Source organism: Pseudomonas sp. Kh14 (assembly GCF_900291005.1).
Classification (GTDB): Bacteria; Pseudomonadota; Gammaproteobacteria; order Pseudomonadales; family Pseudomonadaceae; genus Aquipseudomonas; species Aquipseudomonas alloputida.
Genome location: NZ_OLKJ01000029.1, coordinates 213,068 through 230,224, shown reverse-complemented (window position 1 = coordinate 230,224; position 17,157 = coordinate 213,068). Strand labels below are relative to the sequence as shown.

13 protein-coding genes and 2 pseudogenes are annotated in these 17,157 nt (G+C 60.7%); 4 read left to right on the top strand and 11 right to left on the bottom strand.

Going from position 1 to position 17,157, the window contains the following annotated elements; genetic code table 11:
- Positions 1–341 precede the first annotated feature (341 nt).
- From FQ668_RS15835 to FQ668_RS15815, 4 genes and pseudogenes are all read right to left on the bottom strand, one after another.
- Positions 342–653 (bottom strand): annotated as a pseudogene (locus tag FQ668_RS15835) (TonB-dependent receptor); the annotation flags it as partial.
- Position 654: 1 nt separating this feature from the next.
- A complete protein-coding gene (locus tag FQ668_RS15830; protein ID WP_019438193.1) occupies positions 655–2,808 on the bottom strand; it encodes a TonB-dependent siderophore receptor in 2,154 nt (717 codons plus the stop codon).
- Between the two features lie 71 nt (positions 2,809–2,879).
- Complete coding sequence (locus tag FQ668_RS15825) at positions 2,880–3,269, bottom strand: DUF2946 family protein (RefSeq protein ID WP_019438192.1); 390 nt, start codon at positions 3,267–3,269, stop codon at positions 2,880–2,882.
- Positions 3,270–3,694: 425 nt separating this feature from the next.
- A complete protein-coding gene (locus FQ668_RS15815) occupies positions 3,695–4,567 on the bottom strand; it encodes a LysR family transcriptional regulator (protein WP_019438191.1) in 873 nt (290 codons plus the stop codon).
- A gap of 101 nt (positions 4,568–4,668) precedes the next feature.
- Between FQ668_RS15815 and FQ668_RS15810 the strand changes: the two genes are divergently transcribed.
- Both FQ668_RS15810 and FQ668_RS15805 read left to right on the top strand, forming a co-directional pair.
- Positions 4,669–5,082 carry a VOC family protein gene (locus FQ668_RS15810; protein WP_010954206.1) on the top strand — a complete coding sequence of 138 codons (414 nt, stop codon included), beginning with the start codon at positions 4,669–4,671 and terminating at the stop codon, positions 5,080–5,082.
- A gap of 158 nt (positions 5,083–5,240) precedes the next feature.
- Positions 5,241–6,557, top strand: a complete 1,317-nt coding sequence (locus FQ668_RS15805) for a cation:dicarboxylate symporter family transporter (protein WP_019438190.1) — start codon at positions 5,241–5,243, stop codon at positions 6,555–6,557.
- 131 nt (positions 6,558–6,688) lie between these two features.
- Here FQ668_RS15805 and FQ668_RS15800 read toward each other — a convergent pair whose 3' ends face one another.
- The 6 genes and pseudogenes from FQ668_RS15800 to FQ668_RS15775 form a co-directional block, all read right to left on the bottom strand.
- Complete coding sequence (locus tag FQ668_RS15800) at positions 6,689–7,411, bottom strand: DUF4198 domain-containing protein (protein ID WP_019438189.1); 723 nt, start codon at positions 7,409–7,411, stop codon at positions 6,689–6,691.
- A gap of 14 nt (positions 7,412–7,425) precedes the next feature.
- Positions 7,426–9,516 carry a TonB-dependent siderophore receptor gene (locus tag FQ668_RS15795; protein ID WP_019438188.1) on the bottom strand — a complete coding sequence of 697 codons (2,091 nt, stop codon included), beginning with the start codon at positions 9,514–9,516 and terminating at the stop codon, positions 7,426–7,428.
- 137 nt (positions 9,517–9,653) lie between these two features.
- Positions 9,654–10,568, bottom strand: coding sequence for a GTP cyclohydrolase FolE2 (folE2, locus tag FQ668_RS15790; RefSeq protein WP_019438187.1), 915 nt, complete (start codon positions 10,566–10,568; stop codon positions 9,654–9,656).
- Positions 10,569–10,909: 341 nt separating this feature from the next.
- A pseudogene (locus FQ668_RS29030) lies at positions 10,910–11,077 on the bottom strand (cysteine hydrolase); the annotation flags it as partial.
- 104 nt (positions 11,078–11,181) lie between these two features.
- Positions 11,182–12,510, bottom strand: coding sequence for an MFS transporter (locus tag FQ668_RS15780; protein WP_019438185.1), 1,329 nt, complete (start codon positions 12,508–12,510; stop codon positions 11,182–11,184).
- A gap of 82 nt (positions 12,511–12,592) precedes the next feature.
- On the bottom strand, positions 12,593–13,570 hold the full coding sequence (locus FQ668_RS15775; RefSeq protein WP_019438184.1) for a hydroxyacid dehydrogenase: 978 nt from the start codon (positions 13,568–13,570) through the stop codon (positions 12,593–12,595).
- 235 nt (positions 13,571–13,805) lie between these two features.
- Here FQ668_RS15775 and FQ668_RS15770 point away from each other — a divergent pair, with 235 nt between their 5' ends.
- Both FQ668_RS15770 and FQ668_RS15765 read left to right on the top strand, forming a co-directional pair.
- Entirely contained in the window at positions 13,806–14,483 is a 678-nt protein-coding gene (locus FQ668_RS15770; protein WP_019438183.1) for an RraA family protein, read from the top strand.
- An 86-nt stretch (positions 14,484–14,569) separates the two neighbouring features.
- A complete protein-coding gene (locus tag FQ668_RS15765; RefSeq protein WP_031307340.1) occupies positions 14,570–15,796 on the top strand; it encodes an MFS transporter in 1,227 nt (408 codons plus the stop codon).
- Between the two features lie 4 nt (positions 15,797–15,800).
- Here the strand turns inward: FQ668_RS15765 and FQ668_RS15760 are convergent, their stop codons facing one another.
- Entirely contained in the window at positions 15,801–17,126 is a 1,326-nt protein-coding gene (locus tag FQ668_RS15760; RefSeq protein WP_019438181.1) for an MFS transporter, read from the bottom strand.
- Between the last annotated feature and the right edge of the window lie 31 nt (positions 17,127–17,157).

The following is a 17,157-nucleotide window of genomic DNA, read 5'->3' as shown; positions in this document are numbered from 1 at the left end:
GGTAGCGGATACCGGCACTTTGACGGCGCCCTGGAAAAGCCTCCTGGCGTTCACATGTGATGCCCTTCGCCATGTTTGATTGCTGGATTCAGAAAGCGTTGCGGTAGGTGGTGGCGGTGCAGAACTGGTTATCACCACGGCTACGGCACCTGCGACGTTTTCCGCATTTCATGTCGTTGCGCGGATCCCTTTCTTGACCGAAGGCTAGGTTCCCCCTCGCAAGCTCCGTGTCACGAACATAGCCTGTTTTCCGCCACTTCGAAAGCCAATTGATCGCGAGGGCCAACAAGCGGTCGAGCAAGCCAAGGCAGCTGAGGGCGTTGCCAGACCCACGGGCGCCAATAGGCGACGCGGCCATCGACCCAACCGGCTGGCGTGAACGTGACACCGGTTTCCCAGCCTACGTTGATCGATGGAGAAAGGTCTTCGTTGCGCGGTGGCACTTTGTAGGCGGCTGCGCCCGTACCCACCTGGAACGTTCTATCCCAGTTGGCATTAAAGCTGGTGACCTTCCAGGGTGAATAGACAACGCTGAGCTTGGGCTGTCTGATCAGGCCGTAGTCGTTGATGTCGTAATCCTGGCCGGTCATCTCGTTGGTGAAGTCACCGCCGATCCTGTCCACACGGTACGCCGGGACAATCTTCAGCGATTCATCAGTAGCGCCACTGCACAGCGACTTCCAGGCTGCGCGGTTCACCCAGGTAGTACTGGGTGTTGGTCTGGTGGATGAAGCGGGCATACACCTCGTCGGTGAGGTTGCGCAGCCGAGCGCTGACTTGCACGTGCTTGTCCAGGTCGTGGGTCATGGACAGTCCGTAGACGGTGTACGACGGTACCCATGCGGTATTGGCGGTGTTGGCGTACACCGATGAGACATAGCGGGCATCGGCCCCGACCTGCCAGCCGGGCGCCAGGTCGTAGGTCAACCAGAGGTTGGCCACGCGGTCGGGGATGTTGACCGGGTTCTTGCCCTTGCGCGAGTACACTACGCCGCCGATGGTCTCGTTGAATTCATCGTATTCGGCATTTACCCAACTGAAGTTGCCAGCCGCCAGCAGCTTGGGCGTCACCTTGAACGAGGCTGCCAGCTCGATGCCGGTGGAGGTCTGCTGGCCCGCCTGCTCGGTGGTGTTGGGCACGGTCGAGGAGGGCACGGAGATATCCTTGCGCACGATGCGATACGCCGCTGCCGTGGCCGAGCCGCGGCCGTCGAGGAAGTCGAACTTGCTGCCTATTTCGACCTGACGGCCGGTGCTCAGGTCGAAGTCGCCGACCTGGCTGATCGAGGCGCTGGTCAGGGTTCCGCCTGGTGGTTCGGCCGAGGTGCTGTATTGGGTGTACAGGCTAACGTTGGAGGTCAGGTCATAGACCAGGCCTAGGCGCCCGGTGATGGCGTCCCAGCGTCGGTCGAGCCTGGCTCGCGCCACATGGTCGACCACGTCGAAGTCGATATGGTCGTAGCGCAGCGCGGTGATCAATGACAGTTGATCGGTCAGGCGGGTACGGTTCTCGACGAAGGCCGAGGTGGTGTCGGTGGTGGTGGTTCTGCCCTTGGTCATGGGCGCGTCCATGCCGGGGATATCGAGGAAGTGCCCGGGTTCGAAGCCGTTCGGGTCAACCGTGTCGAACGCCCCCTTGGATAGTGGGTAGTTGGTTTGCTGGTTGGTGCTGTAGTCCATGCCGAACGCCCAGTCGCTGGCCAGGCCGAACAACTGGCCCTGGTGGGTCAGCTCGAGCTTGTTGCCGTTGACCTCCTGGTCGTGCCGCTGGCGATAGCCGCCCGAGCGAGCGGTGGCGCTGTTGTCGGCGTTGTAGCGATACACCTCAAGATTGCGGTAATCGCGCTGGCCGTTGTAGTGGTAGAAGGTATTACGCAGTTGGGTGTTGTCGTCGAAGCGGTAGTCGGTGATCGAGCGCAGCCACCGGGTGCGCTGTTCGTAGCGACCGTCTTCGACGTTGTAGTTGTTGAAACGGTTGTGCTTGTCGATGTGCAGAGTGCCGACCAGAGGCTGCAATACCGGTGAGCCCCAGTAGGGGCTGTCCTCTTGCTCTTCCAGGTACTCGATGGCCAGCGTGTGCGAGAGCTGGTCGTTGATGTCGCTAAGCAGCGAGAAGGCCAGGTTGCCGGCCCCATTCTCCTGGCGATCGATATAGCCGTTGGTGCTGGTGCGGCTGTAGTCGAGGCGGGCATAGTGGCGTGGGCCGTCGCCCGTGTTCAGCGCCTTGTTGAAGGCGACCGACGTTTCCATGGTGTCGTAGCGTGCATAACTGACGCGCCCTTCGAAGGTGTCTTCGTCACGGCTTGCCAGCCGGGTGATGAAATTGAGGCTGCCACCGACAGCGCCGCTGCCGTTGAGGAAGGAGGATGGCCCGCCGAGCAATTCGACGCGGTCGTAGATCCAGGCGCCCACCGGGCGCGCCGCGCCGCCATACTGCAAATTGATGCCATTGAACAACTGGCTGATCTGGGCACCGTTGAACCCTCGGTACGACACATATCCCCCCCAGCCGGGCGGAGCCGAGGCGTTAACCCCGGGCAGTGCATTGGCGGCGTCCTGGAAGTTACGTGCGCCAATGCGCTCCATGGTCTTGCGGTCGGCAACGCTGACGGAAGCGGGGTTCTCCCTGGCGCTCAGGTTCAGCCGCGAGCCGCTTTCGATGGGGCGATCAAGGTCAAGGCGGGTTGCCTCCGTGGGTTGATTGGCTGCGGCCGTGACATTGCTGGCCGGCAGGGTCAGGGTGTCATCCTGCGCCCAGGCACAGGTTGCGCTGCCAACGAGCAGCGCCAAAGTGGTCATGCGGAACATGCAAGGCTTCCTGGCTGAAATCGGTGAGCACACGCCCGCTGCCGATCAGGCGGCACGGGGACATGGCGATGTCAGAACGCGAGAAGCGAAGCGGGAGAGGCGCGGGGATTGACCAGTGGCCAGCGCTGCTTGGGCAGGCGTGGCGGAGGTTGGTTGGGTAAGGGGCTGCCCGGCTCGCCGGTGAGCAGGGTCAGCAGGCCGAAAAAGACGGCCAGCAGTGTGGCGCTGAACAGGCTGGCGATCACGCAGTCACCGCCGGCAGGCAGGCTCGGATCGCTGAAGTCTTGCTCACCTTGGACCATGCCGCTGCTGTCGGCCGTGCACCAGGCGGCATCATCCATGCCAGCCAGGCGCAACCCGGCCATTTGCCCATGGCCCATGGCGCACAGCAACGAGCCGAACAGGATGCTGAAATACAGCACCCAGGCGACCTGTGATCGTGTGTGGTGGGCCAGCTTCATTGCAGGACTCGGCGTGACAACTGAATGATCAGGTTTAGAGGTTGGCGAGGGATTCTACATCTTCTGGCGCATCTGAACAGGGGGGATTTTTCAAGCACGAATATTCAATCGGGTAGTGCCGGGGGAGGGCCATCGCAGCAATGTCGGCTTCATGTACAGGCGCACCGAGACTCAGTGCTCACCGATGAGTTCGGCAGCAAGAGCGCGGAGTTCGTAAAGCACAAGTCCCCTGCTCGCGTGTACAAACAATCGCGCGGCATGTCGGCTGCAGCCGGGTTGAAATGCGCAGGGGTAACGAGAGATGGGTGACACCCTCGGAGATGTAGGCCGCCACTCCTGTTGTTGCCAGTATGGGCGTGGTGAGATCCGGCCCCGAGTCAGTTCAAGCATGATGGCTGAGGCAGTCAACGCAGAGCGCGAGTGATCTATGGGAAGCTGCAGTTATTCATAAGCTGTTCCTTCAAAACCTCCACCGCTTTAGGCCTTCTGGGGTTGGACTTGTAAAGCAGGACTACCTGGCGCATGTAGCGGTCAGCGTCCGACACTGGCGTTGCCTGTACGTCGTCAGTTTTCAATCCCGCCCATAGCGGGACGACGGAGGCCCCCATACCTTTTGCGACCATGATGTAGATTGCATCTAGCGCATCCAGATTGCAGAGGACATCGGGTTGCAGGTTATTGTCATTCAAGTACTGCTGTGCAATCTGCCCACCCCAGGCGTTTGAGTCATATCGAATCAGGTTTCGACCAAGAATCGTCGATCGGATGTCGCGCTTGTCAATCGGGTCTTTGGTCAAAAGCATCAGGGGTTCTTCGCGAAGCACCTGTACACGAATGGTTTTGGGGACGGTGAAGGGCGGACATACCATGATTCCCGCATCGAGCTCTCCGCAGGCTACTTGTTCGTAAAGACTGCGCGAGTCTCCTGGCGTGATGCGTAGCCTCAGTTGCGGGGCAATACTTGATAGCTGATTCATGGCCTCCGGCAATAGGCCTGTCAACGCTGTAGAAATTGCGCCGATCTTGAGGTACCCGGTCAGGCTACTGGTGTCCAGATCCTCTTTCAGCTCTGCTGCCCCCTGGATCAGATCTCGAATTTTCGGCAACAACGACAGGCATTTCTCGGTAGGTTCGACAGCGTGTGCGCTTCGGTTCAGGAGTTCGCACGCCAGCGATTTCTCGAGTGCTTGTATACGTTGGCTGACTGCAGGTGCGGTCAGGTTTTCCCGTCGAGCAGCCGCTGCAATCGAGCCAGTCTCTATCACCGCAATCAGGCTTTCGAGAAATCGAGTGTCCAAAACATTTCCTTTTGCTGAGAGATGGAAAAATGCGCTTTAGCACGTGCGCGAGGCTACGCTAACCTTCCAAAAAGTTATATCAGAAACCAAAGAGGGCAGTTATGAAATCGTTATTTCATGTTTCATACCATGTTACAGATCTCGAAGCATCTCGTAACTTCTACGGTAACATTCTCGGCTGCAAAGAAGGCCGCACGAGTGAAACTTATGTGGATTACGATTTCTTCGGTCACCAGATTTCGCTTCACAAAGGTGTGCCTTTTCCAACTACCCGTACTGGTAAAGTCGGCGACCATGAAGTGTTGATGCCGCATATCGGCTTGGTGCTGCATCTGGATGACTGGTTCGCGATGGCAGACCGCCTGGCGCTTCATGGCGTGCAGTTCGATATACCGCCGGTTGTACGATTCCCGGGCCAACCTGGGGAGCAGCGAACGATGTTTTTCCTGGACCCCAGTGGCAACCCGATCGAGATCAAAGGGTTCAAGGACTTTGAAGGTGTATTTGCCACCTGATTGGCATAAACCTTCGGGACGCGCCTCCCGCTTTGTCTGCGTGAGATAAGAGGCGTGTATCGGTGAGTGGCCACTCAATAAAAATAACAGGCTCCAACGATGTGTTTGGCATTTTTGCTGGCCAATGTACAGTCCAAATTATAATAACTGGAGGACGTATGGCAAAGACTAGTCTGGTGACTAGAATTATTGCAGGTCTTGTGCTCGGGGTTGTAGTGGGGGCACTTCTCAATTTCTTTCCCGAGTATAAAGCCTGGATAATCAGCAGCCTTTTACAACCCGTCGGCGACATTTTCATCAAGATGATGAAGATGATTGTCATACCCCTCGTATTCGCGTGCATGGTCGGCGCGATCGCAGGCAATGGTGATAGCAAGGCGATAGGGCGGGTCGGGGTGAAAGCCTTGTTCTACTTCTTTGTCGTGACCAGCATCGCAATTGTGTGTGGCCTGCTGGTTGGCAATCTTGCGCAGCCAGGCGTAGGTGCCAACTTGACGACCCTGGCAAACACCCAAACGCTCTCGCTTCCGTCTACCTCGGAGAACACAGGGTTTGGTCAAGTCATCCTCAACATCATCCCGGACAATATCGTCGGTGCAATGGCGCAAGGAAAGCTGCTGCCTGTCCTGTTCTTCTCGGTCATGTTCGGCTTTGGGCTAAGTGCTCTGGACAAAGAGAAGAAAATGCCGTTGATCGCGGTAGTCAATGCCATTTCCGCGACGATGTTCAAGGTGACGCATATCGTGATGCACTACTCGCCCATCGGGATCTTTGGCCTGATCGGCGTGACGGTAGCCAACTTCGGGCTTTCCGCGTTGCTGCCTCTGGCAAAACTGATTGCCGTCACCTACGTCGCGGTCATTCTGTTCGGCGTGGTCGTGCTGGGCGGCATCGCGAAGGTTGCAGGGATCAACATCTTCGACCTGATCAAGGCGATCAAGGATGAGTTGATCCTGGCGTTCAGTACCGCCGCCTCGGCGACTGTCATGCCCCAACTGATTGAGAAGGTCGAGGCCTACGGTGCGCCGCGTTCGATTGCGACGTTGGTTATCCCTACGGGATATTCCTTCAATCTGGATGGCGCATCGCTGTTCGTGGGCATCGGCACGCTGTTCATCGCGCAGCTCTATGAAATTCCCCTGAGCTTGGCTGACCAGGCGATGCTGATCATCATCATGGTGCTGACCTCCAAGGGCGCAGCCGGCGTCCCGGGTGCCATGTTCGTCATCTTGACCGCTACGCTGACCAGTGCAGGTCTGCCGGTGGAAGGTATTGCGTTCATCGCCGGAGTCTATCGCTTGATGGACATGCCGATTACGGCGCTGAATGTCTTGGGCAACGCACTGGCGCCTCTGGTTGTGGCGAAGTGGGAGAACCAATACCGGATGCCTGCTGCTCCGGTTGTAGTTCCCGAGGAGCGCCCGCAAGTGTTGACCTGTTCACTTGGCGCTGGGGGCTCGGCAAAAACGACCTAGTGTGTCATCGACATGATCGCCCTGCATGTAATGCAAGTGCCCATCATGCAGGTAATCGACTTGCAGGCACTCATTGCGAACGTCTCTAACTGCCATACCTCGGCCGTCACGGCCGAGGTAGGTCACTTATGTTACTCGTGGTGCGGCTCACCCAGGAATGTCAGTGAACTGAACAGACTCTGCTGGGCCACGGGGCTGCCGTCTGCCATTGGCAGGGTAGCCTGTGCCGCGATGATGTTGAGTCCTTCATTGCGTACGGTGATCCGTGCCCGGCCTTGCTTGTCCGTGGTGGCGCTGACCTGGTGAGGGGCGCTCCGATAATCGCCCTGCAGCGGGATATCAGCAGCCGGTTTGCCATCGAGCAGTACCTGCACTTCCAGCGTCTTGCCTGGCCCGACTTGCAGAGGGTCGCTCAGGGGAACGATCGCCAAACGCAGCATGTCCAGTTTCGGCAGGCGAGCACCGCGCTGGTAGATCGCCAGGCTGTATTTCAAGCTGTGGGTGGAGGCGATCGCATCCTTGACGTGGGTGCGATCCTGACTGACCCATTGCTTGTCCGGGCGCTGCGACCAAGGCCCGTTGTCCAGCAGCACGGCAAGTGCTGCAGGCGGGGTAAGTGGTCGCAGCACGGCATGATCCGCCAGCCGCTCGACCGTGACCGGGACCATGTTCCCGGTCGCGTCGAACGCCCAGGCGCGCTTGATCTTTTCCGCCTTGTAGGCGTTATCCTCGGCGCCGTGGCCGTACACGGCCTCGATATTGCCACGTCGCTCCTCGGTCCACAGGCCGTGGGCGCCTGCGTGGACGCTGACCATCAGGGTCAACAGGGACGCGACTTTCAACGATGGATGCATGATGGTTCCTCGGTTCAAAGGCTAAGGGTCAGGCTGACACTGAAGTTGCGTGGCTCCCCGGGCAGCACCCAAGCGCTGTTGTACGAGCGTTCGTAGTACTTGCGGTCGAACAGATTGTTGAGATTAAGGCCGACGGTGACCTGTTCGCTGGCCTTGTAGTGCGCCAGCAGGTCGACCGTGCTGTAGGCGTCCAGGGTGAAGTCGCTGCCGGCCTGGCCGGAGCGTTCGCCGACGTAGTTCACCGCTGCGCCCACATCCGAGCCGCGCAGGGCACCGTCCTGGAATTCGTACACGCCCATCAGGCTGCCGCTGTTACGGGCGATGCCGAGCAAGTCGCTGCCTTTGGGCAGGGCTGCGTCGCCTTTGGTGACCTCGGCGTCGATGTAGGCGTAGGCGCCGATCACTCGCAACGCGTCGGTCAGCTGGCCGCTGAACTGCAGGTCCAGGCCTTGGCTGCGCGCTTCACCCGCCGCCACGCTCTCGCCAAGGGCGTCGGTGGTGATGACGTTCTCCTTGTCGATATGGAACAGGGCGATGGTCGCGCCCAGGCGGCTGTCGAGGAGGTCGAGCTTGACCCCGGTCTCGTAACCCAAGCCCTTTTCAGGCTTGTACACCTGGCCCTGGGTGCCGATGGTGTTGGGTTTGAACGAAGTGGATGCGTTGGCGAACACGCCGACTTGCGGGGTCAGTTGGTACAACACCCCGATGCGCGGTGTGGCAACGTCCTTTTCCTGGCTGTTGCTAAGACCCGTGGTGCGGTTCTGCGAGGTCTGCTCGAAGCGCTCCAGGCGTACGCCAAGCAACCCCCGCAAGCGCTCGGTGAAGGCGATCTGGTCTTGCAGGTTGATCGCGTAGCTTTCAGTGTGCTCGAAGAAGTCGTTGGCACGGGTGATGGCTGGCTTCGGCTTGCCGTATACCGGGTTGTAGATATCCAGCCCATACGCTGCGGAGGTGGCGCTTTGCGGGTACTTCTGACTGTTGCGGTAGTTTTCGTACTCCAGCCCCACCAGGGTCTGATGCTGCCAGCCACCCAGCTCGAACTGCCCGTGCAGCTCGGCCTGGGTGATGTTGTCGTTCCATTCGAAGTCGCGTTCGCGATAGAAGCGCGTGATGGTGGTGCCCACCAGGGCCTGGGGCTCGGAGCTGCTGCCCTTGAGCGTGCCCTGGGTGTAGTGGTTGGCCAGGCGCAGCTTCCAGTTGTCGTTGAGCACGTGTTCCAGCGCCACGTCGAGGGTCTGGTTGTCGTTGCGGATATCGCCGTCATTCGGCTCGCCAAGGAAGGTCGAGCGCTTGACCGACCCCATTTCGCCGTTGACCGCCGGAATGCCGCGATCGAACACCGACTCGGTGCGGGAGAACTCGGTGTCGATCATCAGTCGGGTGTCGGGTGACAGTTGCCAGCTCAGGGAGGGGCTGACGATACGGCGCTCGCTGCCGACATGATCGCGGAAGCTGTCGTTGTCTTCGACGGCGAGGTTGATCCGGCCCAGCAGATTCCCTTCGCTGTCCAGTGGCGAGTTGGCGTCCAGGGCGGTGCGGTAGCGGTCCCAGCTGCCTGCGCTGAGGGTGAGGGTACTGAAGGCTTCGGCCTGGGGGCGCTTGGTGACGATGTTGACCAGTCCGCCAGGGTCGCCACGGCCGTACAGGCTGGCCGCCGGGCCTTTGAGCACTTCGATGCGCTCGATGTTGGACGTGTCCGGCGAGCTGTAGCTGCCGCGGTTGATGGCGAAACCGTTCTTGTACAGCTCGCCCGTGGTGAAGCCGCGCACACTGTAGTTGAGGAAAGTCAGGCCGCCGAAGTTGTTCTGCCGCGACACGCCGCCGGCAAAGTCCAGGGCGCGGTCGATGCGGGTGGTGTTGAGGTCCTTGATCACCTGCGCGGGCACTACATCGATACTCTGCGGCGTGTCGCGGATGTCGGTATCGGTGCGGGTGGCCGTGGCAGAGCGGTTGGCACGATAGCCTTGCACCGGCCCGTCAGCGCGCTCTTCGAGGTAGGCGTCGGTGATGGAGGTTTCGTTCAGCAGCAAGGGTTGTGCCGCTGAAATCGGCTGGCCGAACAAGCCCAGCGTCAGGCCGGCCAGAAGGGGGGCACGAGGGTTCACGTAAAGTCTCCGTTTTTCACGCTATAACGTTGCAGTGTTGGGTGCGTCTTGGCGCCAGGCCTGACAAATGAGTCCTGGTGAGGAAATTTTCATGTGTTGGTTCGCGCATGTTATTGGATGTAATAACGTAACGCTAGTTAATAGTGATGCGCAGAGGCCTGCGGGGCGGACCAGGCCGAGGCGTCGTGCGGGTGCAGGCTTTCCAGATGGCGAACGTGCACTTGGCTATCGCGGTAACCCTGCAGGCTTACCTGAATACGCCGCGCAGCGTCCTCGACGAACATCAGGTTTTGCCCGTTGAGTGCCGCGAAAGCTTGTTCGTCAGCCCGTTTCACGGCGGTCTGAACCGGCGTGCGCAAGGCGCCTTCGACTTGGTCGATCAGGGCCAGCAAACCGAGATCAGGGGCGTCGGCAGGTACCGCGACACGCACCCGAGCTTCGCTGCGTTGGCTGTGCGGCGTTGCCAGCGACGCGTTGCTGCGCAGCCACTGCGCAACGGCGCTGGCTTCGAGCAGTGGCTGGTCCTGGAAGGTTTGCAGAAAGCCGTCCTCAATCAATTGCCGGGAGAGAGCGGCAGAGCAGGGGCAGGTCGAGGAGTAGCCGATCCTGACTTCGATACTCAGGTTCAGTGCCCCGCCGACCTTCGTGGCGAGCACGTGAACCGGGTACGACTTCCAGCCAGAGAGGCCCTCGGTCACCAGTGCAGGGCGGCGAACCAGCAAGTCGAAATCCAGGCGCACCCTGGCATTGCGGCTTTCGCAATCCTGATGGCTGTCGATCATCTCCTGCAACAGCGCAAAGAGGCTTGCCGGCGACACCGCCGCAGCCTGTCCCCAGGCGTCCAGCAGGCGATACAGCCTGGACATGTGAATGCCTTTGACGTGTGGTGCCGGCAGGTCGACCTGGACATCCGCCCGGGCGTGCAGTTCACGCTGGTAGGTCGGTTCTTCGATCCTTACCGGCAGGTCGATACCCTGCATGCCGACCCATTGCAACGGGCTTAGGCTGGGGGCCAGGTCGGTGACGGAAACGTCGGGTAATGCTGAGCTCATCATGTATATCCATTGGTGGGAGCCTTGCACGTGGCAGCAAGGGGTATGAATCAGTTCCAGCCGGGGAAGGGGCCTGCCAGCTTGCGATTCCTGGGCCATTTCCTCATCGGTCAGCATCGCACGACGGCCCCGGCCTGGTACCCGTTGCCGGCCATGGCCGGTTCGCAGGCGAGCCAGAGGTAACTTTTAATGCGCTTAGTTATAACATAACATTAAGAGCAAGCTGCAAGTCACGCCCTTACGCTTGAGCAGGCAGAGGCGGGAAGCCGCTTCGCCTGGGGCTGCTGGAGCGGGAGAATAAACTGCTGGACAAGATCGACGCAGATCCTCAGTTTCGGGCTCTACAGGAAGCTCCACTCCTCAGCCCGGACTAGATGGCAGAACGGCCCGTCAAGCGTTGCATTGTGATGAGAAACGATGTCCTTAGCGTTCATCACTGGCGTGTCCGAACAGCTGTGACCGTCGGCGACAAGTACCGCATCGAAACCAAGATCACGCGCTGCACGGCATCGGCAATGGCACCTTTGGAGGCGACAGCTTCTGGTGGTTGTGAAATGACGATGCCCACATTCCCTGGGCAGGAAAGTGGGCATCGAAGTGCGGCTTGTGCGGTTTATTTTGCGCTGACGGCACCGGCTGTTTCAGCTTGCTCGCGCTGGCGCTTTCGGCCGATTACCAGTACCGCGACACCGGCCACGGTGCACAGCGCGGCCAATGGCATCAGCGCCAGAGAGTAGCTGCCAGTGGCATCGTGAATGGCGCCGTAGGCATTGACCATGAGGCCTCCGCCGATCAGGTTGGCCATGGCGCCCACGGCTGCAAGGCCCGCAGCAGCGGTCGACGAAGACAGCCAACCCGACACCAGCGCCCAGAACGGCCCTTTCATCGAATACGCCCCCACCAGAACCATGGTCAGCATCACCACCGTTGCCGGCAGAGACGAGGTGAACAAGGTCATCAGCAGGCCCGCCGCGATCAGCAGCATGGTCATCGCGGTGTGCCAGCGACGCTCGCCGGTACGGTCGGAGCTGCGACCCCAGATGACCATCAGCACCGAGGCAATGCCGTAAGGGATGGCGTTGACCAGGCCGATCTCCATGGCGCTGAGGCCAAAGGTTTTCAGTAACTGCGGGGCCCACACGCTCATGGTGCTGCCAGCGGCGGAAGCGCCCGAATAGATCAGTGCCAGCACCCAGATGTCCTTGTGGCGCAGCAGCTTCCACAGCGAGATATGGCCGATGGCGGTCTTTTTCGAGGCTTCATCAGCCAGGCGCCGAGTGAGCCAGCCGCGCTGCTCGTCGCTCAGCCACTTGGCCTGCTCGGGGCGATCGGTGAGCACGAACAGGCAGGCGACGCCAAGCAGTACGGCAGGTATCCCTTCGAGAATGAACAGCCAGTGCCAGCCACGCAGGCCCATCCAGCCGTCCAGGCTCAGTAGCAGGCCCGACAGCGGCGAACCGATGAAGTTGGCGGCAGGGATCGCCACCATGAACAGCGCCACCATGCGTGCACGGTAGGCCGACGGCAGCCAGTAGGTGAGGTACAGCAGTACACCTGGGAAGAAACCGGCCTCGGCAGCGCCGAGCAAAAAACGCATCACGTACAGAGAGTTGGCGCCCTGGACAAACGCCGTGCCTGCCGAGATCAGGCCCCAGGTGATCATGATACGGGCGATCCAGATACGTGCGCCGTAACGTTGCATGGCCAGGTTGCTGGGCACTTCCACCAAGAAGTAGGCAAAGAAGAACAGGCTGCTGGCAAAGCCGAAGACCTTGGCCGTGAGCTGCAGGTCCTCGTTCATCTGCAGGGATGCCATGCCGATGTTGCCGCGATCGATGATCGCGATGAGGTAGCAGATGATCAGGAATGGCAGCAGGCGCCAGGCGACACGGTGCATGGTGCTGCGTTCGAGATCGTCCGGCAGGGGTGTTGCTGAAGTCATGGTGCTCTCCAATTGTTTTTTTTCTGGAGTGACGCGTCGGGAGCGTGCCCCTTCTCGCGAAGCGGCGCGCGAGAGGGGGCGATCAGTTGGCGAACAGGTGGCGATTGACCACGCAACGTGGGTCTAGAGCATTGCCCGCCCAGGCATCGAGAATCTGTTTCAACGCTACCAGGCCTACACGGTCACGGGCCTCGGTGGTGTTGGCGCCGACATGCGGTGTGGCGACCAAGGTCGGCAGGCCCCACAGCGGGCTGTCGGCAGGCGGCGGCTCGGGATTGAAGGTGTCCAGGCCGGCACCGGCGATGCGGCGTTCGCTGAGCGCTTTCACCAGGGCGTTGGTGTCGATCAGCTCGCCACGGGCGGTGTTGATCAGGATGGCGCCTGGGCGCATGCGCTCAAGCTGGGCAGCGCCGATCAGGTTGTGATTGGTCTCGGTCAGTGGGCAATGCAGGCTAATGATATCGCTGTCAGCCAGCAGGCAATCGAAATCCTCTTCACGTTCGACGTGCGGGCGCTCTGGCAGCTGCTTGAGGTAGGGGTCGAACACCTTGACCTTCATGCCCAGCGGCGCCACCAGGTCCATGAGGATGCCGCCGATCGAGCCCAGGCCAATCAGGCCCAAGGTCTTGCCCGACAGCTCGATACCGTTGGCCGAGGCCTTGTCCCAATGCCCGTCACGCATGCGCGCATCCAGCAGTGCGGTTTGGCGGGCCACGCTGAACATCAGGGCGAAGGCCAGCTCGGCCACCGACTGGGCATTGGCGCCTACGGCGATCGAGACCGGGATGCAGCGGTCTGCGGCGGCCTGGATGTCGATGGTGTTGTAGCCCACGCCGTGCTTTGCGATCACTTTCAGTTTGTCCGAAGCCTCGATCATGGCGCGGGTCAGGTTGCCCTGGCGTACCACGATGGCATCGGGCTGTTCAGCGCGAATGATCGCTTCCAGTTCTTCGGCCGGCAGGTAGGGCGTAGTGGGGACGATTCTGACGCCCTGTTCGGCGGCAAGGTTCATGGCCTCGGCGGCGAGCTCGGGGCCGGTCAGCAGAATGGTACGGGACATCGTGGTTACCTTGTTCTTGTCAGGGGCAATTCAGGGGCGGTCTGCCGCGTATCTGTGGCATTGGTCTAAACCCTATCATAATGAAACGCTGTTGCAAGAAAATAAGACAGATCTCTGTCGAGCCGCAATCATAGGCCTCAAAAAATCCATTGATATACGGACAATGAAATGACATTCTAAAAACAGATTCGGCAGATACCGATTCCATCGAATAACACCAAGAGAGGTATGTCACATGAGCATTGGCTTCCAAGTACTTGAGCGCGCACGTAAAGTCGGCGATGAGTGGGTTGCACGCTACCGTGAGGTTCCGGTCGCTAATGTCAGCGACTCGATGAACCGCATGACTGCAGGTGGTGCCCGCCTGCGCCCCATGCATCACGAAGGCGTGCTGTGCGGTCCGGCCTTGACCGTCAAAGCCCGTCCAGGTGACAACCTCATGCTGCACTACGCGATCGACATCGCTCAGCGGGGCGACGTGATCGTGGTCGATGCCGGCGGCGACCTGACCAACGCCCTGATCGGTGAAATGATGGTGGCCTACGCGGTCAAGCGTGGCGTGGCCGGTATCGTCATCAACGGCGCCATCCGCGATGCTGCCAACATCGGCGCGGGCGAATTCCCGTTGTTCGCTGCAGGTGTGTCGCACCGTGGTCCTTACAAGGATGGCCCGGGCGAGATCAACGTGCCGATCGCCATTGATGGTATGGTGATCGAGCCGGGCGACCTGGTGATCGGTGATGACGATGGCCTGTTGTGCGTGCCTTACGACCATGTTGCCGAGGTCTACGCGGGCGCCACCGCCAAACACGCTGCCGAAACCGCGCAGATGGAAAAAATTGCCCAAGGCACCAACGACCGCTCCTGGGTCCTGGAGTCCTTGAAGAAGAAAGGTTGCCTGCTGCCAGGCTGAACCAGCATCAGCTGTGCACCTTGCGATGGGGTGCGCAGTGGCTGATGGTTCGGTATCGGTCGCGGGTCTATTGAGGTTTCGCAGACTTGTCCGATTCATCACCACCGTATCGCACGCGCTGGCCCGCCGCTGTGCGGGCGCTCTCTCATCGCAATTTCCAGATCTATTTCGTCGGCCAGGGTGTTTCCACGCTGGGCAAGTGGGTGCAGCAGGTAACATTGGCTTGGCTGGCCTATCACCTGACCGGTTCGGCCGTGCTGCTGGGGCTGATCACCTTTCTTTCGCTGGCGCCGCAACTGCTCATCGGCCCGCTAGCAGGAGCCTGGATAGACCGCCACGACAAACGCCGCCTGCTCATCATCGTGCAACTGATCCTGATCGTGCAGTCGCTGGTGTTGGGCGTCGCGACCTGGCTGGGCTGGGTGGACGGGCCGTTCATCGCTGGCATGGCCCTGCTGCTGGGCCTGCTCAACGCCCTTGAAACGCCGCTGCGCCAGGCGCTGATCGGCAGCTTCGTCGACAATCCGGGCGACCTGCCGAATGCGCTCGTGCTCAATGCCATGCTGATCAATGCCGCGCGCTTCGTCGGCCCGCCACTGGCTGGGGCGCTGATTGCCTTTGCCGGTGAAGCAGCGTGTTTCCTGCTCACTGCCGTAGCTTTTCTCGCGCTGTTGGGTGGCTTGCTGAAGGTCCGCGGCATTGCCAGCCCCAAGGCCGGCGGCTCAACCGCGCAGGTGTTCCGCGAGGGCCTGGACTATATGTGGCAGACCCGCAACGTGCGCCAGCTGTTGGTCAACGTGATCATGGTCAACTTGCTGGCTTCCTGCTACGCAGCACTGCTACCCATCCTGGCCAGGGCGGTGTTCGCCGGTGACGCGCGGGTGTTGGGTTGGCTATGGGGGGCGGCAGGTGCGGGGGCGTTCGTGGCGACGCTGGTGTTGGCGGTGGGCGGCGCCTTGCCGCGGCTGCGCCAGTTCACCGATGCCGGTGCGCTTTCGTGCGCGGTCGCCTTGATTGGCTTATGGCTGGCGGGGGAGCTGCCGCTGGCACTGATGGGGTTGGCGGTATTGGGTTTTGGTATCACCTTGAGCAACGTCAGCACCAACATGCAATTGCAGAGCGGCGCGCCGAGCCATTTGCGCGGCCGGGTCATCGCCTTCTACATTGCCATGCGCTTTGGTTTCGAGGCTTTGGGCGGCATGGCCGCAGGTTTGATCGCCGCTCGATGGGGCGCACCGGCGACACTGGGGATCGCCGGCGCGGTGCTGATGTTGGGGCTGTCGGGGCAGTACATCAGGTATCGCCGCCATTGAGTGCTCAGATGGCCTGGCCCTGGGGGGCTTGCCGTTTGGCCGGGTCGCCCAGCCAGATCATGAGGATGATACCGATCACCAGAATGGCCGCCACTGCGAAGAACGGTATGACGAAGCTGTGGGTGGCGTCCTTGATCAGGCCGATCATGAACGGCCCGGTGAAACCGCCCAGGTTGCCGATCGAGACGATCATCGCCAGACCGCCGGCGGCTGCGCGGCCGGTGAGGAAGGTCGAGGGGATGGCCCAGAAGGTAGCCTGGAAGGACAGGATGCTGGCCACTGCGATGCACAGCGCACCGATCTTGACCAGCGGGTCTGCGACTAGCGCGGCTGTGACCAAGGCCAGGGCGGCCATCCCCAGCGCGCCGACCACGTAGGGCAGGCGTTGTTCGCTGCGGTTGGCCAGGCGTGCCCATAGGGTCATGGCGATGGCGCCCAGGATGTAAGGCAATGCGACTACGAAGCCCAGCGTGCCTGCGGAGATGCCCAGCCCCTTGATGATCTGCGGCAACCACATGCCGATGCCGACCGAGCCCACGATGCAGCAGAAGTTGATCGCGGCGAGGGTGAACACCTTTGGGTTGGTCAGTGCCGAGCGCAGTGTATGGCCATGGTTCGCGCCGATCGCCTGCTGCTCTTGCGAAATCCTGTTGCCCAGCCATTGCTTTTCCCGCTCGCTCAGCCACTTGGCCTTTGCGGGGCTGTCGACCAGCACCCACAGGCAGGCGATACCCAGCAGCACGGCCGGCAAGGATTCTGTGACCAGCAGCAGTTGCCAGTTCTTCAGGCCCATCACGTCGTGTTGCTGCATCAGCCAGCCGGACAGCGGCGAGCCGATGATGTTGGCGGTGGGGATGCCCAGCAGGAACGCAGCGGTAGCCTTGGCGCGCCACTTGCCCGGGAACCAGTAGGTGAAGAACAGGTAGATACCAGGGGTGAAGCCTGCCTCGGCAACGCCCAGCATGAAGCGCAGGATGCTGAAGCTGATCGGCCCGGTAGCGAACGCCGTGGCCATCGACAGCAAGCCCCAGGTAACCATGATGCGGGCGATCCACACTCGTGCGCCAAAGCGTTGCAGCAGCAGGTTGCTGGGCAGCTCGAAGATGAAATAGCCGAAGAAGAACAGCCCGGCCGCCCAGCCGAACATGGTGGCGGTCAGGCCCAGGTCCTGGTTCATGGAGATGGCCGCGAAGCCGACGTTGGTGCGGTCCAGGTAGCTGATGACATAGCAGCAGAAAATGAACGGTAGCAGGCGCCACAGCACGCGGTGCATCAGGCGTTCGCCTTCGGCCTCGCTCAGCGGGGGTAAACTGAGATTTTGGTTGTTCATGTCGTCTGGTCTTCTTGTAGTTGTTGTCAGT